At 29.7% G+C, this 23307-nt stretch carries 24 protein-coding genes; all 24 read left to right on the forward strand.

Features of this window, described 5'->3' with window-relative positions; all coding sequences use genetic code 11:
- The first annotated feature begins 25 nt into the window (after positions 1–25).
- Positions 26–655: a DapH/DapD/GlmU-related protein gene (locus CLU82_RS21090; RefSeq protein ID WP_100843421.1), complete on the forward strand. Its 630-nt coding sequence runs from the start codon at positions 26–28 to the stop codon at positions 653–655.
- A complete protein-coding gene (locus tag CLU82_RS12590) occupies positions 655–1725 on the forward strand; it encodes a glycoside hydrolase family 99-like domain-containing protein (protein ID WP_100843422.1) in 1071 nt (356 codons plus the stop codon). Before CLU82_RS21090 ends, CLU82_RS12590 begins: the two co-directional genes overlap by 1 nt.
- 26 nt (positions 1726–1751) lie before the next feature.
- Entirely contained in the window at positions 1752–2906 is a 1155-nt protein-coding gene (locus CLU82_RS12595; protein ID WP_100843423.1) for an EpsG family protein, read from the forward strand.
- Between the two features lie 10 nt (positions 2907–2916).
- Positions 2917–4041, forward strand: coding sequence for a glycosyltransferase family 4 protein (locus CLU82_RS12600; protein ID WP_100843424.1), 1125 nt, complete (start codon positions 2917–2919; stop codon positions 4039–4041).
- Positions 4042–4146: 105 nt separating this feature from the next.
- Positions 4147–5046 carry a hypothetical protein gene (locus CLU82_RS12605; RefSeq protein ID WP_100843425.1) on the forward strand — a complete coding sequence of 300 codons (900 nt, stop codon included), beginning with the start codon at positions 4147–4149 and terminating at the stop codon, positions 5044–5046.
- Positions 5047–5061: 15 nt separating this feature from the next.
- Positions 5062–5883, forward strand: a complete 822-nt coding sequence (locus CLU82_RS12610) for a glycosyltransferase (protein WP_100843426.1) — start codon at positions 5062–5064, stop codon at positions 5881–5883.
- Positions 5884–6777, forward strand: coding sequence for an NAD-dependent epimerase/dehydratase family protein (locus CLU82_RS12615; RefSeq protein WP_100843427.1), 894 nt, complete (start codon positions 5884–5886; stop codon positions 6775–6777).
- 7 nt (positions 6778–6784) lie between these two features.
- Positions 6785–7336, forward strand: a complete 552-nt coding sequence (gene rfbC, locus CLU82_RS12620) for a dTDP-4-dehydrorhamnose 3,5-epimerase (protein WP_100843428.1) — start codon at positions 6785–6787, stop codon at positions 7334–7336.
- The gene (rfbD, locus tag CLU82_RS12625; protein WP_100843429.1) at positions 7329–8198 is read left to right on the forward strand and encodes a dTDP-4-dehydrorhamnose reductase; all 870 of its coding nucleotides are present in this window, start codon (positions 7329–7331) and stop codon (positions 8196–8198) included. Before rfbC ends, rfbD begins: the two co-directional genes overlap by 8 nt.
- Positions 8199–8334: 136 nt before the next feature.
- On the forward strand, positions 8335–9105 hold the full coding sequence (locus CLU82_RS12630) for a hypothetical protein (protein ID WP_100843430.1): 771 nt from the start codon (positions 8335–8337) through the stop codon (positions 9103–9105).
- 308 nt (positions 9106–9413) lie between these two features.
- Positions 9414–10283 carry a glucose-1-phosphate thymidylyltransferase RfbA gene (gene rfbA / locus CLU82_RS12635; RefSeq protein ID WP_100843431.1) on the forward strand — a complete coding sequence of 290 codons (870 nt, stop codon included), beginning with the start codon at positions 9414–9416 and terminating at the stop codon, positions 10281–10283.
- A gap of 67 nt (positions 10284–10350) precedes the next feature.
- Positions 10351–11304 carry a UDP-GlcNAc--UDP-phosphate GlcNAc-1-phosphate transferase gene (locus CLU82_RS12640; RefSeq protein ID WP_100843432.1) on the forward strand — a complete coding sequence of 318 codons (954 nt, stop codon included), beginning with the start codon at positions 10351–10353 and terminating at the stop codon, positions 11302–11304.
- A 51-nt stretch (positions 11305–11355) separates the two neighbouring features.
- A complete protein-coding gene (locus tag CLU82_RS12645) occupies positions 11356–11934 on the forward strand; it encodes a sugar transferase (protein ID WP_100845024.1) in 579 nt (192 codons plus the stop codon).
- A 198-nt stretch (positions 11935–12132) separates the two neighbouring features.
- Entirely contained in the window at positions 12133–14082 is a 1950-nt protein-coding gene (locus CLU82_RS12650; protein ID WP_198520220.1) for a nucleoside-diphosphate sugar epimerase/dehydratase, read from the forward strand.
- A 242-nt stretch (positions 14083–14324) separates the two neighbouring features.
- On the forward strand, positions 14325–15113 hold the full coding sequence (cysQ, locus tag CLU82_RS12655) for a 3'(2'),5'-bisphosphate nucleotidase CysQ (RefSeq protein WP_100843434.1): 789 nt from the start codon (positions 14325–14327) through the stop codon (positions 15111–15113).
- Between the two features lie 12 nt (positions 15114–15125).
- Positions 15126–15716 carry an adenylyl-sulfate kinase gene (cysC, locus tag CLU82_RS12660; RefSeq protein WP_100843435.1) on the forward strand — a complete coding sequence of 197 codons (591 nt, stop codon included), beginning with the start codon at positions 15126–15128 and terminating at the stop codon, positions 15714–15716.
- A gap of 131 nt (positions 15717–15847) precedes the next feature.
- Complete coding sequence (locus CLU82_RS12665; protein WP_100843436.1) at positions 15848–16690, forward strand: ABC transporter permease; 843 nt, start codon at positions 15848–15850, stop codon at positions 16688–16690.
- Between the two features lie 2 nt (positions 16691–16692).
- Positions 16693–17898 (forward strand): ABC transporter ATP-binding protein, encoded by a 1206-nt coding sequence (locus CLU82_RS12670; RefSeq protein ID WP_100843437.1) that lies wholly within the window; start codon positions 16693–16695, stop codon positions 17896–17898.
- 14 nt (positions 17899–17912) lie between these two features.
- Entirely contained in the window at positions 17913–18614 is a 702-nt protein-coding gene (locus CLU82_RS12675; protein WP_100843438.1) for a class I SAM-dependent methyltransferase, read from the forward strand.
- Between the two features lie 2 nt (positions 18615–18616).
- Positions 18617–19396 carry a sulfotransferase gene (locus CLU82_RS12680; protein WP_100843439.1) on the forward strand — a complete coding sequence of 260 codons (780 nt, stop codon included), beginning with the start codon at positions 18617–18619 and terminating at the stop codon, positions 19394–19396.
- A gap of 2 nt (positions 19397–19398) precedes the next feature.
- The gene (locus tag CLU82_RS12685) at positions 19399–20508 is read left to right on the forward strand and encodes a glycosyltransferase family 4 protein (RefSeq protein WP_100843440.1); all 1110 of its coding nucleotides are present in this window, start codon (positions 19399–19401) and stop codon (positions 20506–20508) included.
- Positions 20509–20521: 13 nt separating this feature from the next.
- On the forward strand, positions 20522–21304 hold the full coding sequence (locus CLU82_RS12690) for a class I SAM-dependent methyltransferase (RefSeq protein WP_198520221.1): 783 nt from the start codon (positions 20522–20524) through the stop codon (positions 21302–21304).
- The gene (locus tag CLU82_RS12695) at positions 21305–22381 is read left to right on the forward strand and encodes a glycoside hydrolase family 99-like domain-containing protein (protein WP_100843441.1); all 1077 of its coding nucleotides are present in this window, start codon (positions 21305–21307) and stop codon (positions 22379–22381) included.
- Positions 22378–23307, forward strand: a complete 930-nt coding sequence (locus tag CLU82_RS12700) for a glycosyltransferase family 2 protein (RefSeq protein ID WP_157813353.1) — start codon at positions 22378–22380, stop codon at positions 23305–23307. The genes CLU82_RS12695 and CLU82_RS12700 overlap by 4 nt, the downstream gene beginning before the upstream one ends.

Raw genomic sequence — 23307 nt, forward strand, 5'->3', positions numbered from 1 at the left:
AAATGTAACAATATTTAAGATCATTATGAAAAATATATTGAGGAGTGTAATTAATTTTCTTATAAGTTTGATTGCATTTTTTTTTATCAAAGTATCATTGAATAAGCTGATTGATATATTTAATCAATTATATTCAATGTGGATATCAAATTATCTTCAAAACAAACCTAAATGTTTTGTAGTTTACCCTATTTATTTGAGAGGTGGTAAATATATATCATTAGGAAAACATTGTGGTTTTGATCAAAGACTAAGGTTGGATGCAATCGATGAAGCACTCGGTGATTTTTTTTCACCTGAAATTTTTATTGGGAATAATGTTTCTATTCAGAAAGATTGTCATATTGGTGCTATTAATAAAATTGTTATAGGGAATAATGTACTTTTAGCGAGTAAAGTTTATATAACTGATCATTATCATGGAGAAATTAATTTTGAGGCTATAAGCTTACCTCCAGCTCAAAGAAAATTATATAGTAAAGGACCAGTGATTATTGAAGATAATGTTTGGCTTGGTGAGGGGGTTGTAGTTTTACCAAACGTTACTATTGGAGCCAATACTATAGTAGGAGCAAATGCAGTAGTAACAAAATCAATACCAAAAAATAGTGTTGCAGGGGGTAATCCTGCCAGAGTAATAAGAGAATTAAATTAATGGAAAAGAAAGCAAGAGTAATAGCATTTTATTTGCCACAATATCACCCAATACCTGAAAATGATAAATGGTGGGGTAAAGGTTTTACTGAATGGACAAATGTAGGTAAGGCAAAATCACTTTTTAAAGGACATTATCAACCACGAGTTCCTGCCGATTTAGGATATTATGATTTACGTGTTCCAGAAACTCGCAAAGCTCAGGCTGATATGGCTAGAGATTACGGAATTGAAGGTTTTTGCTATTGGCATTATTGGTTTGGTAATGGGAAAAGACTAATTGAAAGGCCTTTTAACGAGGTGGTTGCGTCAGGAGAACCTGATTTTCCTTTTTGTTTAGCATGGGCAAATGAAACATGGAAAGGTTTTGCGCATGGTCTAAAAAACAGAAACATGTTAATTGAGCAATTATATCCAGGGATAGATGATTATACGGCACATTTTTATGCGGTGTTACCAGCATTGCAAGATAAAAGATATATTAAAGTTAATGAGAAACCTTTATTTTTGATTTACAAAGCATTAGGGTTTACTGATGTGTCAGTTTTTATAACTTTGTGGCAGAAGCTTGCAAAAGAAAATGGAATTAAAGGAATTCATTTTGTTGCTCAAACTCCTAATATTGAGGATAAGGCTAAAATATTAGCATTAGGATTTGATGCTATCAATGTGGTAAGAATGTTTGATTTTATGAAAAGAAGAACATTTTTGGTAAAAGCATTGCAAAGAATTAGAGTTAATGTTTTTAATATGCCACGTATATTTAAATACGGTCATATTATGAAATGGTTTACTGGTATTGAAGATTCTGATATTGATGTAATTCCATGTGTTTTTCCAAATTGGGATCATACACCACGAAGTGGAAATGAAGGATTAGTTTTTCAAGATTCTACTCCTGAGTTATTTGAAAAACATTTATCAGATGTCATTGATGCAGTTAAAAAGAAGCCAGATGATGAAAAAATAATTTTTGTAAAATCATGGAATGAATGGGCAGAAGGTAATTATATGGAACCTGATTTGAAATATGGAATGAAATATTTAGAGGCCATGAAAAGTCAGTTGTAATAGGTTAAATAATTACTTTAAATACAATGTATTATTTTTTAATTTTTCTTTTTCTATGTCTAGCCTGCTATGCCTCTATTTCTATCGATGGGAATAGGATTTCAAGGTTGAATTATTTTATTGTATTTCTTTTATTTTGGTTGACTTCGGGCTTGCGTTTTGAAACAGGGATGGATTATTTTGCATACGAAAATATTTATAATGTTACAAATTCATTTGGGGAAATTGTAAAGTATGGTAGAGTTTCTGAAATAGGTGCTGAGCCTGGTTACTTGTTCTTGAATTCATTGTTTAGAACCTTAGGAACTGAAGTTAATATTATGTTTTTATTTATTTCATTGTTAACAACTTTGATGTTGTTTAATTCTTTAAAACTTTATTTAAATAAATATAAGTATTTTGTTTTATTAACCTATTTTTCATTTGTTTATTTTACACTTGATATGAGTGGGGTTCGACAAGCTATTGCTGTAAATATTTTTATTTTTTCATTACGATATGTTCATGATAAAAAGAAGATTAAGTATTTTGCGTGCATTATTTTAGCTAGTTTCTTTCATACTTCTGCTTTGATAGGGCTGATTTTGTATTGGTTGTTTAATAAAAAGTTAAATACATTATTTATTATTGGCTCTACTTTGTTTGGCTTACTGATAATTGCATTGCAAATACCTATAGTTAATATAATTATTGATAATTTTTTATCTCGATTTATTCCAGCAGGAGCGTTATTTAAACTTTTATATTATTCATCAAATGACAAGCCTTGGGGTTTAAATATAAAAGTCATTTTTAATGTTATTGTATTATTTGTATTACTATATAATAGAACAGTATTGAGTAATCGGTTTTCTTATTTTAATATAATTCTAAATTCTTTGTTTTTTTATATTTTCTTACGTGAAATACTATGGGAATCAATAAATATAAATAGTAGATTGAATTTTTATTTTATATCAGGTCTGATAATGGGTTTTCCTTTATTAATTGATATTGGGGAGAGAAAATATTATAAATTAAGTGTTTTTGCATCAATAATTTTAGTTTGCTTTTATCAATGCAGTGAGTTTTTTATATATAGGAGCGCTGCAAATCCGTATCAAAACTATGTTGTTTATAAAGTTTTTGAATTGGACAGTACTGGGAAAGAACGTTTTTTGGAGGAAGCAAATAAACAATAAAATAAGATAAATGAAAAATATCCTTTTTATTGCTCATTCAGGAAAAGCAGGTGGTGCAGATAATGTTTTAAGTTATGCAATTAATAACACATTTGGAGATAAAGTCAAATACAAACGTTTTGTTGTTTATCCTAAATTTCAAGGTTTGGATTTTTTAAAATTATTAAATCCAAATATATTAACAAAATCAATATTCTATAGGTCAAATTCTTCTAATTTTTTTAAAAGCATTATTTGTAATATAATTAATATTCCAGGATTAGTTTATTTATTAATATTTAGTTATGTAAATAAAATAAACATTATTTACATAAATTCTAGTGTCAATTTTATAGGAGCTGTTTTGGCTTTTTTAACTCCTGCAAAAATTCTGTGGCATATTCATGAACAGCCTAACGAAAAAGTGAAAATTGTCCCAAACTACCTTCATAATATTTATAAAAATTTCTTTCTATCCAATAAATTTAATTTAATTTTTGTTTCTAATCATAGTAAGGAAATATGGGAGAATACGCTTTCGATAAATATTCTTAAGGCTAATATAATTTATCCACCAATTAAAAATGATGGAATTATTGTTGGAAATAATTTGAATGATAATGAATTTTGCTATGGTTTTTTAGGTGCATTAGTTAGAGAAAAAAATATTATTACACTTCTGGAAGCATTTAGTGAGATTTCCAAAATTAGAGTCAATATAATTACCAAATTAGTAATTGCTGGAAATGGAATTTTACGTGATGAGATTATCGCTAAAGCTACAGAATTGGATATCATAAATAGAATAGAATTACTTGAATTTAACAATGATGTTTCTGCCTTTTTTTCTAAAATAAATGTACTAGTTCAACCTTCTTACAATGAATCTTGGGGGTTAGTTGCAATTGAGGCACTATCTTGTTCTAGAGCTGTAATTATGACCAAAGAAACGGGGTTAAAGGAGATTTTGATTGATGATGTAGATTGTTTGTTTTTTGATCCACTTAATAAAAATGATTTAATTGATAAAATGATTTTTTTATTAGATAATGATGTTGAATGTATTAATCTTGGTCAAAATGGTTATTCAAAGTATATGTCTTTTAATTTTAATGAAAATTTTGATAATTCTATAAAAAGTATTTGCGAGGGATGATTTTGTGATGGACGATTTTTAGATATAATTAAATTATAAGTCCTGTGTTTAAGCTAGAGTAGAACTTTAGTTCTTTTTTATGTTATTAATTAGATTAAGAGTAGAATGAAACAAATTTCTAAATATATATTTTGTCAAATAATTTTAATTGAATTATTGTTGTTTCCAATTTATGTAAGCATGAATTATTTAAAGTGGAACTACGGTAAGAGTCTGAAAAGATCAATACTTTCCAAAATAAGAAAACCGATTGATAAAGATAAAATTGCGGTTTGTGTTCATGAATGGGGTGGTTATGAGGGTGGTAGAAAAAAGAAAATTAAAAATATTAAAGAATTTGAATGTGGTTTAGACTCTCAATTATCAAGATTTCAAAATTATGAAGGAAAATATGAAATTGATTTAACAATTACACTTTCAGATGCACATCTGTTGAACCGTAAAATTGAATATGTAAAAGTAATTGAAGTGTCAAATATAGGAATGGATTTTTCTGGATATGAAAGATTTTATGAGAGTATTAAAAACGAAGAAAATCAATATGTTATTTTAAGTAATAGTTCAGTTAATAAATTGCAGAGTGAGTTTATAGATTCTTATGTGGATTTTTTTAAAGAAAACAAATCAATTGGAATGTTAGGGGTCTCATTGAATTCTAAAATTTATCAAAGCTTGATTAGGAATAACTTTAATCCTCATTTACAAAGTTTCTTTCTGTTAACAACGACAGATGTTTTGAGAGAAGTTGTAGAAAAAAACAGTTGTTTTCCAGGTAAGGGGATTGACCATAAATTGCTGTTAATTAGAAAAGGAGAAGTCGAATTATCTAAAATTGTATTGAATTTAGGATATAAGTTAGCATGTGTTCTTGAAGATGGAAAACCTTTTTTGTTTGATAAAAGTTTTTTTATAGATAATGGTAAAGCTTTTTGGAATATTCCTTTTGGAGATTACAGAATAAATGCGATAAATCCTAATTCAATAAATCCAATTACTATTAAATAATAAAATTATGAGTTTATGATTAGCAAAACATTTTCAGCTTCTATTGTTGCTTATAATGCTGATTTATTTGAGTTAATGAAAACTATTGATAGCCTATTTCGTGAAAATTTGGATATTAAGCTTTTTTTAGTTGACAATTCGATTAATGACAATTTAAAAAAAACATGTGAGGATTTAAGAATACATTATATTCATAATCCCTCTAATCCAGGGTTTGGAGGTGCACATAATATTGCTATTAAAAAGGCTATTGAATGTGGCTCAGATTATCATTTTATAGTTAATCCTGATATTTATTTTGAAGGAAACGTTATTTCTTCAATGGTAGCTTACATGGAAGAAGATATTACAGTTGGAATGATGATGCCACAGATTTTAAATCTTGATGGAACAGTTCAAAATCTACCTAAGTTGCTACCATCTCCTTGTAGTATTTTAATGCGGAAACTAAAAAGGCCAAAATTAATTTACAATACTTTTATTAATACATATGAATTAAGATTTGTGGATAAAAAAATGATATATAATACTCCGATATTATCTGGTTGCTTTACCCTGTTGAATCTAAAAGCAATACAAGAAATTGGTATGTATGATGATAACTATTTTATGTATTTTGAAGATTGGGATTTATCTAGAAGGATGCATGCAAAATACAAGACTATATATTATCCAGAGGTTAGCGTTTACCACGGGTATGAGTCAGGGGCAAATAAGAACTCTAGATTGTTTAAAGTTTTTATTAATTCGGCGATAACATATTTTAATAAGTGGGGTTGGTTTTTTGATAGTGAGAGGCGATCTATTAATAAAAAAGCATTAGCTCAATTTAAATAAATGAAAATTATTATTACTGGAGCAAAAGGTTTCGTGGGTTTAAATCTTAAAGAATTTCTAAAAAATGATTTTGATGTTGAAGGATTAAGCGTTCGTTATGCAAACAATCAAAGCTTCAGCTTAGAAGTAGATGCTATTATTCACTTAGGAGGTAAAGCTCACGATTTAAAAAATGTTTCTGTTCCGCAAGACTATTACGATGCCAATTATGAGCTAACTAAACAATTATTTGATTCATTCATTGATTCAAAAGCAAGCATTTTTATTTTTATGAGTACCGTAAAAGCAGTAGCAGATGAAGTTGCTGGAACTTTAACAGAAAATGAAATTCCAAATCCTAAAACGCATTATGGTATTGCTAAACAACAAGCCGAAGCTTATATTTTATCCAAAGAATTACCAGAAGGAAAAAGGATTTACATTCTAAGGCCTTGCATGATTCACGGTCCTGGTAATAAAGGAAATCTAAACTTATTATATCAATTGGTGTCAAAAGGTTTACCTTGGCCTTTAGGAACTTTTGAAAATAAACGCTCTTTTTTGAGCATCAAAAATTTATGTTTCGTTATTAAAGAATTATTAGAAAGAACTGATATTTCATCAGGTATTTATAATCTTGCTGATGATGATGCCTTATCAACTAATGAATTGATTAAATTGTTAGGACAAAGCTTAGGAAAACGAAATAAGATCATGAAAATTTCAACTTCTCTAATTAATAAAATGGCATTGATTGGAGATATTTTGAAGCTACCCCTAAATTCGGAACGTCTTCAAAAGTTAACAGAGAATTACGTGGTTTCAAACAAAAAAATAAAAATGGTATTAAGTAAAGAATTACCTATCTCCGCTAAAGAAGGATTATTAATCACATTTGACTCTTTTAAAAAATAGTAATACAATGACAATAGAAAAAACACCCATTCAAGACTTAGTAATAATCAATCCAACTGTATTCCCAGATGATCGTGGTTACTTCTTCGAAGCTTATAATAAAGCTAAATTCCATGAAAATGGAATCTTGTATGAATTCATTCAAGATAACCAATCTTTTTCAAAAAGAGGAGTAATACGTGGTTTGCATTTACAAATTAACCCTTTTGCACAAGCGAAATTAGTGCGTGTATTAGAAGGAGAGATTTTGGATGTAGCCGTAGATTTGCGTAAAAATTCACCAACTTATGGACAATATTTTTCGGTTGTATTAAATGCTGAAAACAAGAAACAGTTAATGGTTCCTCATGGTTTTGCGCATGGTTTTTCAGTGTTGAGTGAAACTGCTTCAGTGCTATATAAAGTGGATCAATTATATCATAAAGAAAGTGAGAGAGGCATTCGCTTTGATGACCCAACCTTGAATATCGATTGGCAGATAAATGAGGGTGAAGCTATTGTTTCGGAGAAAGATATGATTTTACCAAGTTTTAACGAAATAGACTGGAGTTTTGAATAATAAAAATAAAATTTTGGTAACGGGAGCCAATGGTCAATTGGGTTCTGAATTAAAAGTATTGTCTTTACAATATTTACAATTTGAATGGATTTTTACTGACAGAGAAGAATTGGATTTAAGTAATTTAGAGCAATTAGCAATTGAATTAAATAATTTAAATCCTCAAATACTCATCAATTGTGCCGCTCATACTGCTGTTGATAAGGCAGAGAATGAGATTGAATTATCTGATGTTTTGAATCACCAATGCGTTGCTATTATGGCTCAATGGACATCAGCTAATAATTGTAAGTTCATTCATATTTCTACTGATTATGTTTTTGATGGTACAGCCTCAGTCCCGCTGAAAGAAGAAGCTATTGCAAACCCAATAAATGTGTATGGCCAAACCAAATTAGCTGGAGAAATCGCTTGTATACGTGAAAATACTAATGCAGTTATTATTCGTACTTCATGGGTATATTCAAGTTTTGGAGCTAATTTTGTAAAAACAATGTCACGCTTGATGCAGGAAAGAGACAGTTTGAATGTAGTTAATGATCAAATAGGGAGCCCTACTTATGCAGCTGATTTGGCTGAAGCGATTATTACTATTATAAACTATTCAAAATGGGAAGCGGGTATTTATCATTTCTCAAACGAAGGAGAAATTAGTTGGTATGAATTTGCTTTGTCTATTCAAGAAATTGGTGGATTCGATTGTGTGATTTCAGGTATTCCCAGTAGTGCCTATCCGACTCCTGCAAAACGTCCACAATACTCTCTGTTAGATAAATCAAAAATTGCAACTACATTTGGAGTTATTGTTCCTAATTATAAAGAAAGTTTAGTTAGGTGTATGGGTCAGTTAGTTAATGATTGATTGATGGTTTTGAAGAAAGCTTTAGTTGGCATTTTGAAATTTCAGGTTTCTAAAAAGTATATTAACAGTGCAAAACATATTGAATATGATGTAAATTCATGTTAAATTCTATTGCTTTTACTATCTTTGGAAAAAAATGGCAAAAGTAAAAGCCCCTTTTACAATTACAGGAACAATTGATGATTTGAATTTTTACGATTCTCCTGATGGCAATATTGTAAGAATGTCTGGTAAAACAGGTGTTACCAAACAACAATTTCGTGATAATGCTATTTTTGATCCGATACGCAGACAAGGTGCTGCTTTTGGTTTATGTTCCAGAAAAGCGAAGATTTTTAAGCAAATGGTTCAACCTTTTTATAAGAATGTCCATGCTGGATCTTTATTTGGCCGCTGTATACAGTTGTTGTTGGCTATTTTAAATGAGGATACTCAAAATAAAGAAGGCAACAGGCAACTTATTAATGGATTGCGAACTTTAACAGGATTGGATTTTTTACTTGGATTTGAAGGAAATAACAGTCGCCCTATAGAAAGTGTTTTTTCTAAGACTCTCCTTTTTAGTTGGGAAAAAGCGGAACTTAATTTAACATGGTTTAATCCTTCAAATGATATTATCTGGCCTGAAAATGCAACACAAGTACACATTCAATTGGCAGTTGCTGATTGGGATTGCAGAGAAGATTTTTTTGAAACAAACTATAGTGACGAACTCGTTTTTGACAGATTGTCAAATAAAGCTTTATTGTCTTTTGAGTTGATGACTCCTAAACAAGCGCATTTATGGCTCTGTTTTATTCATTTTAAATTTAGTTATACTTTGTATAATAAAGTAAAACCATTGCCAAATATTAGTAATTCAGTTACTTTGATTGGATATAGGTCTTTTAGTGAATATTTACTATAGATTGTGTGATTTTTAAGTGATTAATTTTTGTAAAAAGTGGTTGCTATTAATAGCAATGTTAGTGTTTCTTTAAATGTTTTGTGTGGTAAAATATAACACTTAGTCAGAAAAGAAGAACTCCGTTTTATATTATTTCGCTTGTAAAATGTTACTTTAGGATACCCTCTCTTAAATAGAATATATTTTAGGATAGTGTTGGGAATGGATGAGATGAGTTGGGAGAGTTGATTTGTTGTTTTGAAAAAGAAATTGAATTTAGATTGATATAAAGAGAAATTTAAGAGGATAATACTATAAGATTTTAATATATGAAAGGAATTATATTAGCAGGAGGTTCAGGTACAAGGTTACATCCGTTAACGCTTGCAATGAGTAAACAAATGATGCCGGTTTATGACAAACCAATGATCTATTATCCATTGTCAACTTTGATGATGGCAGGGATCAATGAAATATTAATTATTTCAACTCCACATGATTTACCTAATTTCAAAAAATTGTTAGGAGATGGGTCAGCAATTGGATGCCGTTTTAGCTATGCTGAGCAAGCTATTCCAAATGGTTTGGCACAAGCTTTTGTGATAGGAGAAGAATTTATTGGATCGGATAGTGTAGCTTTAGTTTTGGGTGATAATATTTTCTTTGGAGCCAATATGCATGAATTGTTGCAATCGAATACAAAACCTGAAGGGGGAGTTGTTTTTGCTTATCATGTTTCTGATCCTGAGCGATATGGAGTAGTGGAGTTTGATAAAAATCTTAAAGCACTCTCTATTGAAGAAAAACCTTTAGAGCCTAAATCTAATTATGCTGTTCCAGGATTGTATTTTTATGATAATTCAGTGGTAGAAATTGCCAAGAATATTAAACCTAGTGCAAGAGGTGAATATGAGATTACCGATGTGAATAAAGTATATTTAGAAAAAGGAGCTTTAAAAGTTGGTATATTGAGTAGAGGAACTGCTTGGTTGGACACAGGGACTTTTAATAGCTTGATGCAAGCTGGACAATTTGTACAGGTTTTAGAAGAACGTCAAGGTTTGAAAGTGGGTTGTATTGAAGAGATTGCTTGGAGACAAGGATTTATAACAGAACAAGAATTAAGAGATTTAGCTGAGCCATTGAAGAAATCTGGTTATGGAGAATATTTGTTAGGTCTTTTAAAACACAAATTGTAATTAAAATTATTTAGTTATTCGTTATCTATTTTTGGTTATGATTAACTAAGAATAAAAAATCTCCTGTATGATATACATCGCATTGCTTTTTTTATTTATTGGTATTGAGTTGATTTATTTCAAAATTGCTGATCATTTTAATATAATAGACAAGCCAAATAGTCGTTCTTCTCACACTTCAATTACTTTGCGTGGTGGAGGTATTATTTTTCCTTTTGCAATTCTAATTGCATATATTCTAGGATATGTTTCTTTGTCAATAACCATTGCAGTAGTTTTGGTAGCTATTGTAAGTTTTATAGATGATATAAAGCCTTTGTCTCAATTACCCCGATTTGCATCTCATGCTATAGCCATTTGTTTAGTTTTTTATGATTTAGGGTTATTTACCCAATTGTTTTGGATCTTACCTGTAATTTTTATTTTGATGATAGGTTGGGTGAATGTTTTTAATTTTATGGATGGTATCAATGGAATTACTGTATTGTATTCATTTTTTGCTATAGTGAGTTTTTCTTTTATAGAAATAAATAAGGAGAGTTTACCATTATTGATTACTATGGGATTGTCTTGTTGTGCATTTGGTATTTTTAATGTTAGAAAAAGAGCTAAGACATTTGCAGGTGATGTTGGTAGCATTAGTATGGCTTTGTTTTTGGGGTATTTTATGATGAAAACAATTTTAGATTCAGGTCAAATTGGATATCTTCTGTTCTTATCTGTTTATGGGATTGATTCTGTAATTACCATTTTTACCCGTATTAAAAAGAAAGAGAATATTTTGACACCCCACAGATCTCATTTATATCAATATTTGGCTAATGAATTAGGATACTCTCATTTAGTAGTGTCATTATTGTACTCAGGAATTCAAGTGTCAATTAATGTAATATTACTTTATTTGCAACAAATAGGGGAATTATCACTCCAAATTATTGTTCCTTTTTTACTATTTCAAATTCTATTTTATTTATGGATTAGAAAAAGAGTTGTCCAAAAAATTACTTTACAAAAAATTTGAGAATTGTAATATAATATTATATTTTACTTAATTAATTTTCAATTGCGGTCAATAACTAAAAGATTTTTTGATGTTTTATTTTCAGTAATACTCCTTTGTTTGTTTTTTTGGGTATTATTTCTGGCCTGGATTTTATCGGTTATTGATACTCGGACTAATGGAATTTTTACACAAGTACGTATTGGTCAGTATGGAAAGCGATTTAAAATCTATAAGCTTAGAACCATTCAAGTAAACCAAAATATAAAAGAGCTGCAAATATCTAAGATGGGGCAATTACTCCGAAATTCTAAATTAGATGAGTTACCACAACTTATCAATGTATTGAAAGGAGAAATGAGTTTTGTGGGACCAAGGCCAGATATTGAGGGGTACTATGATTTGTTAGAAGATGAGAATCGAAAAATCCTGAAATTAAAACCTGGATTGACAAGTTTAGCATCTTTGAAATATTACAATGAAGATGTATTGTTACGAAATCAAAGTAATCCTTTAGTTTATAATGATGAAGTTCTTTTTCCAGATAAAGTAAAAATGAACTTGGATTATTATCACCATCAAAGTTTTTGTAATGATTTGAAGATTATTATTAGAACTTGTAAATTTATCTTTAAAAGAGGTGAAAATTAAATAATCAAATTTGTATTACTTTGATGCGTTTGTTTGAAAAATCGGATTGTTAATTGTCGCTCAGGATGGTATTGTTGTATTTAGACCTTTTATTTATGAAAGACTATTTAGTTCAATTAATCTATTTTTATAAAGATAATAATTTGTATTTTTGTTTTTATCAATTATTTCTTTTAGAAATTTTAAATGCCTTATAATATGCTTAAAAACTCCATATACGCTGGAATTTTTTCTAGAGATAATCTGAAATTAAGTATCCGTAATTTGAGTTATTTGCCTAGGTGGATTATTGTAATGATTGATTTGTCAGTTTTGATAATTACATTTTTTTTCACCTTACTTATTTTTAGAGGGACGGGTTTAAGATATATTCTTACTTCACATGACGTTTTTTTTACGTCTTGTTTTTTTGGAATTAATGTTTTCTTTTTTTGGATATTTCGAACTTATTCGGGGATTATTAGACACTCATCTTATATTGATGCTGTGAAGCTTTTGTTTTCACAAATTTCAGTTTTGATCGTATTCTTGATCTTTAATTTTGCTTATGAGTTATTATACGATGAACGAGTATTTTTGACTACTGCATTTTTTATCAATGTAGTACTTTCTTTTTGCGGTTTATTTTTATATCGTGTTGTTGTTAAACAAACTTTTGAATTATATCTATCTGAAAAAAATACAACTAAATTAATCCGAACCGTTATTTATGGTACAGATGCGAATGCTATTTCGGTAGCCAATGCATTAAAATTTGAAACTCCTACTCGTTTTAAAATCGTAGGTTTTGTTGATAGAAATAATCAAAATGCATCTAAGAGGATGTTAGATTTACCCATATTAGTTCAAAAGAAAAAATTACCTTCTTTAATGCGTTCAGTAGGTGCCGAGGCAGTTATTATGGCAGATAAGAGTATAAGTAAAGAAGAGCAATTGATTGTTGTAGATCAATGTTTAGAGTTTAATTACAGAGTTTATACTGTGCCTTTGATTACCGACTGGGAAAACCAAAAAGAGATTTCTCAAAAGGTAAAGAATATTCAAATTGAAGATTTATTAGGGAGAAAACCAATTGTTTTGGATAATAAATCTATTTCGAAACAATTAAAAGATAAAACTGTTTTAATCTCAGGAGCAGCTGGTTCTATCGGAAGTGAAATAGTTAGACAAGTATTAACATTCAATCCAAAGAGAGTCATTATTTTAGATCAAGCCGAAACGCCGTTGCATCATTTAAGTCTTGAATTGGAAAGTTCATTTCCAAAATCAAAAATTAGAAATGTTATTGCTGATGTTAGGAATAAAGAAGTCATGAATAGGGTTTTTAAAACGTATAAGCCACAAGTTGTTTATCATGCAGCAGCCTATAAGCATGTGCCTTTAATGGAAGAAAATCCATCAGAAGCTATTTTGACTAATATTATGGGAACTAAAAATTTAGCAGATTTGTCTTGTGAATATGGGGTCGTAAAATTTGTTATGGTTTCAACAGATAAGGCGGTAAACCCTAGTAATGTTATGGGAGCCAGCAAAAGAATTGCTGAAAAATACGTTCAATCTTTGCAAATAAAGACCCAGAGAGAGAATAAGATCAATGCAACAAAATTTATTACTACTCGTTTTGGAAATGTTTTGGGGTCTAATGGTTCTGTTGTACCATTATTTACCAAACAAATTGCCAATGGAGGTCCCGTAACAATTACGCATCCAGATATCATTCGTTATTTTATGACCATTCCAGAAGCTTGTCAGTTGGTTCTAGAGGCTGGCGCAATGGGTAATGGAGGTGAAATTTATATTTTCGACATGGGTAAGCCTGTTCGTATTTTAGATTTGGCCAAAAAGATGATTAAATTGGCTGGGTTTATTCCAGATAGAGATATTAAGATAGAGGTTGTTGGATTACGTCCAGGAGAAAAATTATATGAAGAATTATTGAATGATACAGCAAAGACTGTCCCTACTTACCATGAAAAAATCATGATTGCTCAAGAAATTCAAGATGAATTTGAAAGTTTACATGGAGATATTGATGAATTGATCGGGATAGCTAATTTCTTTGATAATGATGATATAGTTGCCAAAATGAAAGTCATAGTCCCTGAGTTTAAGAGTATGAATTCAACTTTTGAGATTTTAGATAAATAAAATTTTAAATAACTACTAAAAGAAAAGGTTTACAAGATTGTTCTTGTGAACCTTTTTTGATTGCGATTGAATTATTGAAGTTGTAAAAACGATGAGTCTTTCTTTCAACCTTTACATTTTAAGTAGCTCTTTTTTTGAGACAATAATTCTATGATTTTGAAATATCTTACAAAATATAATAATATATAAAATAATTTGACGCAAAGAGATCGCGTTATGATGTTTTCTTATAAATAAAAAAAATGAATGAATTACTTGAAATAGCTATAAATGCTGCGGTGTCCGCTGGTGCTGAAATTATGAATATTTATTCCAAGGATTTTGAAATTTCTTTTAAATCAGATCATTCTCCACTTACAGTAGCAGATGAAAGAGCTAATGCTATTATAAATTCTATATTAATTCCTACTAAGATTCCAATAATAAGTGAAGAGAATAAGCAAATTAATTTTGAAGATAGAAAGAGCTTTGAAAGTTGCTGGATGATTGATCCATTGGATGGAACCAAGGAATTTATAAAGAGAAATGGAGAATTTACTGTTAATATTGCATTAATAAAAAATATGCGGCCAGTTTTGGGAGTGATTTATGTGCCTGTAACCAAAACGTTGTACTATGCTGTTGTTCAGGATAACAAAGCGTATAAGATTGATTTGAGTAGTCATTTTTTTGCAAATAAAATGAAAGGACAGTCTCAGCTTTTAGTTCCTAGTTTGTCAAGAGAAAATGAAGTCATAATAGTTGCAAGTCGTTCTCATCTGAATTCTGAAACTGAATTGTATATTGACGATTTAACTCAATTGGGTAAAAAAGTTTCTTTGGTTTCAAGAGGCAGCTCTTTAAAATTTTGTTTACTAGCAGATGGAAAAGCAAATATTTATCCTAGATTTGCGCCAACAATGGAATGGGACACTGCCGCGGGTCATGCGATTTGTAACGCTGTTGGCTTAAAGGTCATGCAGATTGATTTAGAAGAGGAGCTGAAATATAATAAAGAAAGCTTACTAAATCCTTTTTTTGTAGTTAAATAATAGTTGATGTTGATGGAAAAATCAAATTTAGTTCAGTCCTATACTATAGGGAGAAAGGATCGAGAGGCAAAGAATGGACATCGGTCTTTTTTAATTTGGTTTACTGGACTTTCAGGTTCAGGAAAATCGACTATTGCTAATTTACTTGAGACGAAATTGTATCAACAAGATTTTCATACCTATACACTTGATGGTGATAATTTAAGGAATGGATTAAATAAAGAGCTTGCTTTTACTGAAGAAGGACGTAATGAAAATTTGAGACGTACTGCCGAGGTTGCCAAATTATTTGTTGATGCAGGCACTATTGTTATCGGCGCTTTTATTTCGCCAACGGTAGTCGTACGTGAATTAGTTAAGAATATTGTTGGATGCGAAAATTATGTTGAAGTTTTTGTTAATACTCCATTAGCAATTTGCGAACAGAGAGATATTAAAGGATTATATAAAAAGGCTCGTACGGGAGAAATTAAAAATTTTACAGGAATTAGTTCACCTTATGAGAACCCCGTAAAACCTGATATTATTATACATACAATTGAAGAATCTCCAGAACAAGCAGTAGAAAAAATAATGGGTATTATTAAAAAAAGATTGTATTAATAAAGAACATACTTGTATGTTTTGAAATCTTACTTTTTAATTTCAGAAAACGTAACTTGAATAAGTATTTTGAGTAAGTTGGATAGAAATAAACGAAAAGTAAAATGGATTATACAGAAAGAAAAATTTAAATGAATTTAGAAAAACATATTTATACCAGTTCCAACAATTATAGTTTTAGGAACATTCTAAAAGCTAGTTTAAAGGGATATAGAGATTCTTTTTATTTAGCAAAACAATTAGCAAAGCGAGACATACAGGCGCAATATCGACAATCTTTTTTGGGTATTTTTTGGGCTATTTTCCCTTTATTAATTAACTCTTTAGTTTGGATTTTTTTGCAATCATCAGGAACAATCAAAGTGACAACAACTAATATTCCTTATCCCGCTTTTGTTTTGATAGGAACAACTTTATGGGGTATTATAGGAGAATGTATCAATCTGACTTCGGCAAGTGTTAATGCCAACCAAAGTATTATTACTAAAATTAATTTTGATAAAGAGGCTTTAATTACATTAGGGATATTAAAGTTTTTATTTAATTTTTTTATTAAAATTGGACTAATAATACTCTTTTTGATTTTCTTTAAAATTGTTCCTACGATAGAAATTCTTTTTTTTATCCCTCTTTTGTTTTTGACTATTGTATTTTTTGTGGCTGTTGGAACTTTGTTGATGCCAATAAGTTTACTTTATACCGACATTAGTCGTTTGATTCCTATTGGACTCCAGTTTTTGATGTATGCGACTCCTGTAGTTTATGCTATGCCATCTAATGGAATAATGCGTAAGATAATGCTGTTAAACCCTTTGAGTTATATTATTACCGATTTGCGTAATGTACTAACTGGTTATAATATAGAAAATCCTGTCTTCTGGGGTGTAGGGATTTTGGTAACAACAATTTTGAGCATATTAGCTTTAATTATTTATAGAGTTTCGATGCCAATATTAACTGAAAGAATGAGTTAATTATGGGAGAAGTATTGATAAAAGTAGATCACGTTTCTAAGAAATTTGCCAAAGGTCTCAAAAAAAGTTTGCTTTATGGTTTAAGCGATGTTTTTAGCGGTATTATAAGAAGAAAACAAGACAAGTCGTTACGAAAAGATGAGTTTTGGGCTGTAAGTAATATTAGTTTTGAAGTACGTCGTGGCGAATGTTTAGGGCTTATAGGTCATAATGGGGCAGGTAAAAGTACTCTGCTTAAAATATTAAATGGCTTGATTGCACCCGATGAAGGTAGTGTAACCATGTATGGTAAGGTAGGTGCTTTGATAGAATTAGGAGCAGGCTTTAATCCGATACTTACAGGTCGCGAAAATATCTATAATAACGCTGCTATCATAGGCTTTAGCAAGCAAGAAATTAAAGACAAGTTTGATGCTATTGTTGCCTTTGCAGAGATAGAAGAATTTATAGATATGCCTGTACAAAATTATAGTTCGGGAATGAAGGTACGTTTAGGTTTTGCTATTGCGGCACAAATGGAACCTGATGTATTGATTATCGATGAGGTTTTAGCAGTTGGTGATTTAGGATTTATCCTGAAATGTTTTAAAAGAATAGATACTATTTTACCTAATACAGCTATTGTTTTTGTTTCTCACGCAATGCCGATGGTATCACGTATTTGTAACCAAATTGTTTTAATGGATAAAGGAGAATCCGAATTTCAAGGCAAAGAAGTGGGCAAAGGAATTGATTTTTATTATAGTCGATTTTTAGATAATGAATCTAATATTGCTTTTGATGATGGTACTTTTGAAATGTTAGAAGCAAAAGGATTAAATATAAATAATAATGAAAAAGGGATTGCTCAAATAAAATGGGGAGAACCACTAAAGCTTTATTTTAAAATTAGACAAAATCGAGAAATTGAGATGCCTATTTTTATAATCGTGATTTATGATAAGGAACAACGTGAAGTGGCATATATTGATCATAGTAATCAAAATGAGTTGTTTTTTAAAGATGGTCTTATAGAATTTGAGATGTTACTAGAAAAAATACAACTGTCAAAAGGGTTTTATACTTTAGATATTTCTATAAATAAAAAACAAACAAGGGAACCATATCTAAGAATAAAAAAAGTTTTAATAATACAGGTTTTGCATGAAAGTGAAATTTTTCCTTCTTTTTTGTTAGATTGTTCTTTTAAAAATAGTTATAATAATTAATCTTAATAAAAGTGATGGACATTGAAAATATAATTGGTAACTCTAAAGATAGATTACAGCTTTGGACTTCTTTTGTAAAACACAAAGGATTTAAAAATATAGTTGAGTTAGGTGTTTATAGAGGTGAATTTGCTGAAAATATTCTTTTGAATTGCGATTCTATAGAGAAATATTACATGATTGATCCTTGGAGAAAGTTGAAAGAATGGAATAAACCAGCTAATACAGAAGATGAAATATTTGAAGATTATTATAATGAAACCTTAAAGAAGACTGAATTTGTTCGTAATAAGAGGATTATTTTAAGAGGTAAAACTCAAGAAATGCATCAAGAAATTAATAATGATTCTTTAGATTTTGCTTATATAGATGGAGATCATACGCTAAAGGGAATTACAGTTGATTTAATAGCTATATGGGATAAGATTAAGTCTAATGGTTTTATAGCTGGAGATGATTTTTGTTCAAGCGTTTGGCAACATGATAAAACATTTGAGCCAACATTTGTATTTCCTTTTGCTGTCTATTTTGCCGAGGCTAAAAATGTTAAAATATACGCATTGCCTTTTAATCAATTTTTGATATCAAAAGGGAGTAAAGGATATGAGCTTATTGATTTAACTAACGGTAAGTATAATGATTTAAGTGTTTTAAATCAATTGAAGGTACAATTGCCGAAAAAGAGAAATACATTTCTATCTAATTTTTTTAAATAATAATGAATAATATTTTAATCTTAGGTTCTGGAAGAAGTGGAACGAGTATGTTAACCGGAATACTTGTAAAATCAGGTTTTCATTTAGGTGAAAATTTTGAATATTTGAAGAAAGATAAGGCAAATCCAAAAGGTTATTTTGAAGATTACGAAGTAAATACAGTTAACGAAGATATATTAAAAGAAAATTTAATTTCAATACCTGAAACATTAAGGAAATGGATTTTCCCCTCTTTTACTTTTTATAGAGCGAGATGGTTAGCAGTAATTCCAAAAGGGAAAAAAATTAAAACAACGAGTTCTATAGATAATAGAATAGAAGTGTTAATTAATAAACCTTCTTTTTGTTATAAAGACCCTCGTTTTAGTTATACATTGCCTATTTGGAAGAAACTTTTTAAAAAGAATAATATAGCAGCAAAATATTTGGTTGTTTATAGAGAGCCTTTTAAAACAGCAAATAGCATTGTTAGAGAGTGTGAAGAGAATAAAGCTTTGCATCCTTTAAAAATGACTAGTGAAAGAGCTTTAAAAGTTTGGGAATCGATGTATTCGCACATACTTGAAAATTATGAAAAAGATATTCAAAAAGAAAATTGGATGTTTGTTCATTTCAATCAATTATTTTCGTTAGAAGTTCTTGAAAAAATAGAGGAATTTATAGGAGGCAGTATTGATAAACAGTTCCCTGAAAAACAGTTGTCTAGGGCAGAGGATTTGGGGAATGAATTAAGTCCAAATTTGTCTGGGATATATAATCAATTGAAAAAATATTCTTTTTAATAATGAAAAAAGTTCTATTCTTATCACATGATGCCTCAAGGACAGGAGCGCCAATTTTATTATTAAACTTGGCCAAATTGTTGTTGTCTTTTAACGAATTTGAAATACATTTTCTTTTAAAAAAAGGCGGTGTTTTAGAAAATAATTTTAGAGAATTGGCAACAAGTTATTGTTTGGAACAACAGAAAAAAACAAAGTTTGATTTTATTAAGAATAAATTATTTAAGACAAAATCATTATTAGAAGACAAGGAATTTTTGAATCAATACCATTGTATCGTTTCTAATACAATAACCAACGGTGATATTTTAGGAAAGATAAGAACTCATTATAAAGGACAAATAATAAGTTATATTCACGAATTAGAAGTAGCGAGTAAAACCTATACTACTGCTAATAGAATTGAGATAGTGATAAAAAATTCAGATCAGTTTTGGGTTCCTAGTGCTTTGGTAAAAAAATTTTTACATCGAGAATTTAATGTTAAAAATGATATAATTGCAGTAATGCCCTCATATATTGAAAGTAAAAATAGTTTAGATACTCATAGAAATAAAGAAATTCAGAACAGTTTTGTTGTTGGTGGATGTGGTACTATTGATTGGCGAAAAGGTGCTGATTTGTTTTTACAAGTAGCTAATGACTTGTTTTTGAAACGTCCCAATGCTTCTGTTGTATTTAAATGGAAAGGAGCAAATAATGGAATTGAATTAATGAGATTGGAATATCAAATTAAAATGACAAATCTAATAGGGAAAGTTTTTTTTGAATCTGCTTCCTCTGATTTAGATTCTTTTTATCAAGAAATTGATTTGTTCTTATTAACTTCTAGGGAAGATCCTTATCCGTTGGTTATATTAGAAGCAGCTCAATTTGCTATACCTTCTCTTTGTTTTGATACGGTTTGCGGTAGTATTGACTTTATAAAAAATAGTGATGGAGGAGTTGTAGTTCCTTTTTTAGACATATCGGCTTTAAGCGATTCTATTTTGTCTTTTTATGATAATTCAAATTATAGAATTCAAAAAGGAATAAATGCCAAGCAATTTATGTTGAATACACATTCTAATAAAGAATATGTTTATTCAGAATTTAAAAAAGCTATTAACTAATTAAAATAAGTAAGTGAAAAATAAAATTAAAAAATATATTAGAGAAAAAATAATAGCAATTTATGAAACTAGGTTTGCGACTTTTTTTTTTAAACAAAAAGGATTTTGCCCTTGTTGTGAGCAAGATACTTTATTTATTGCAAGAAACTCATGGTTAAGGGATCATTTTAAATGTACTAATTGTGGTTGCATTCCCCGAGAGCGTGCATTAATGAAAGTTATAAAAGAATACTATCCTAATTGGGAAACATTAGCTATTCATGAATCATCTCCAGGAAATAGGGGACATAGCAAATTACTTAGAGAAAAAGCCCAAAATTATACAGAAACACAATTTTTTGGGAATACAAATTTGGGAGATTATGTAAATGGTGTACGCAATGAAGATTTAGAACAACAAACATTTGATGATGCAATGTTTGATATTGTGGTAACTTCCGATGTTATGGAACATATCTACAATCCAGAAAAAGCTTTTAGCGAAATACAACGTACATTAAAATCTGGAGGAGCTCATATTTTTTCAGTACCAATTATAAATAAGCATAAGGCTACACAGCGTTGGGCTAAGAAAGGTTCTGATGGAGAACCTGTTTTTTTGTTTGAACCTGAATGGCATGGAAATCCAATTGATAGTAAAGGATCACCTGTAACTTTTCATTGGGGATATGATATTAAAGATATTATTAAAGAATATACGGCAGATGAATGCGAAATTATTTATATAGATGACTTGAATTATGGTATTAGAGCAGAGTATATAGAAATTGTAGTTCAAAAAAAGAATGTTAAATAGATGAAAATTAAACCGATAGCATTTGTATTGCCACAATTTCATCCCATTCCAGAAAATGATCAATGGTGGGGAAAAGGTTTTACGGAGTGGACTAATGTCACTAAAGCACAACCTTTATTTGAGGGGCACTATCAACCTCAGTTGCCCACAGATTTAGGATTCTATGATTTACGTTTACCTGAGGCTAGGCAAGCTCAGGCTGATTTAGCTCAGGCATACGGAATTCAAGGTTTTTGTTATTATCATTATTGGTTTAACGGTAAAAGACTGTTAGAGCAACCCATTGATGGAATGCTACAGCAAAAGGATTTGAATATGCCTTTTATGTTATGTTGGGCTAATGAAAATTGGACACGCCGATGGGACGGAAATGAGGATGATGTACTCATGAAACAAGACTATAATTTAGAAGATGATAAGGAGCACATGCGTTGGCTATGTGAAAATGTATTTTCTGATTCCCGTTATATAAAGGTTGATAATAAACCTGTATTTGTACTTTACAGGCACAGTTTGTTACCAGATATAAAAAAGACAGCAGCAATTTGGAGAGAAATAGCTATTAATGAATTTGGTTTTCCAGATTTGTATCTGTGTATTACAGATAGTTTTGGAGAGACAAGCGTACCTCAAAAATTAGGTTTTGATGCTGCAATTGAGTTTTCTCCTTTGGCAGTCATTAAAAATAAATTAAAAATAAATCAAAAGAAAGGACTGTTTGATTTCTTCAAAAAGAAATCTAAATCTTCGCCAATTGATTTAAGAGATTTTGAACTTGGTGTTAAAAATTGCATTGAAAAAAAGATTCCAGATTATAAATTCTATCGTTGTGTTACACCGTCATGGGATAATACAGCAAGGAAAAAAGAAAGGGGAGCAGTGGCTATAGGTAGTAGTCCAGAGTTGTATTATAAGTGGTTAGATTATATAGTTAAGCATTTTATACCTTACTCAGTTGAAGAGAATTTTATTTTTATTAATGCAATGAACGAATGGGCTGAAGGAAATCATTTAGAACCCTGTATTAAGTATGGTACAGCTTATCTAGAAGCAACTAAAAAAGCATTAGAAAATTGAACCCAAAAGTATCCATAATTATCCCAAATTACAATCATGAACAATTTTTGGTTCAACGATTAGAAAGTGTTTTTAATCAAACCTTTCAAGATTTTGAAGTTATCCTTTTGGATGATAAAAGTACAGACGATAGTCTGATTATTTTGCAACAATATGCTAACCATCCCAAAGTATCTCATTTTATAGTTAATGATAAAAATTCGGGAAGTACTTTTAAACAGTGGCAAAAAGGGATCCAATTAGCAAATGGTAATTTTATTTGGATTGCTGAAAGTGATGATTTTTGTGAACTCAGTTTTTTAAGTAAAATGATAAATCATATTGAGGCAGATGCAGCAATCGGAATTGCTTATTGTCAAACCAATGATGTTGATGAAAAGGGTCTTTTTTTAAACGACAGAGTTAATTATACAAAAGGATTTGAACCAAATATTTGGGAAATGAATTTTCTTTATGATGGGCAGAAATTTGTTGAATCGTATTTTAGTTTTTTTAATGTTATTCCAAATGCTAGTGCAGTAATTTTTAAAAAAAACTTAGTAGATAATTCTTGTTTTTCAGAGTCTTTGGTGCAAATGAAAATGTGTGGTGATTGGTATTTTTGGATTAAGATAGCTTTAAAATCAAAAATATTTTTTTTGTCAGAAACGTTAAATTATTTTAGAGAACACCAATCTGTAAGTCGTAATCATTTTGATAATACAAAGAAGAGAAGGCGTTTGTTAGAAGAAAAAGAAGTCCGTTTTTTTATGCAATCAGTCAAAATAAGTAATTCGCAAGCTGAATGGTTGTTATATGATAAGTGGTTTAATTTACATAGTTATAAGACCGTTTTCTATAAATCTTTTTATGATATTAAATTAAAACAAACACCATTGTATTTTTTTTTGAAAATGTATATTCAAAGACAGGGTAGAATTAATTAA

The organism is Flavobacterium sp. 5 (assembly GCF_002813295.1).
In the GTDB taxonomy this organism is placed as follows: domain Bacteria; phylum Bacteroidota; class Bacteroidia; order Flavobacteriales; family Flavobacteriaceae; genus Flavobacterium.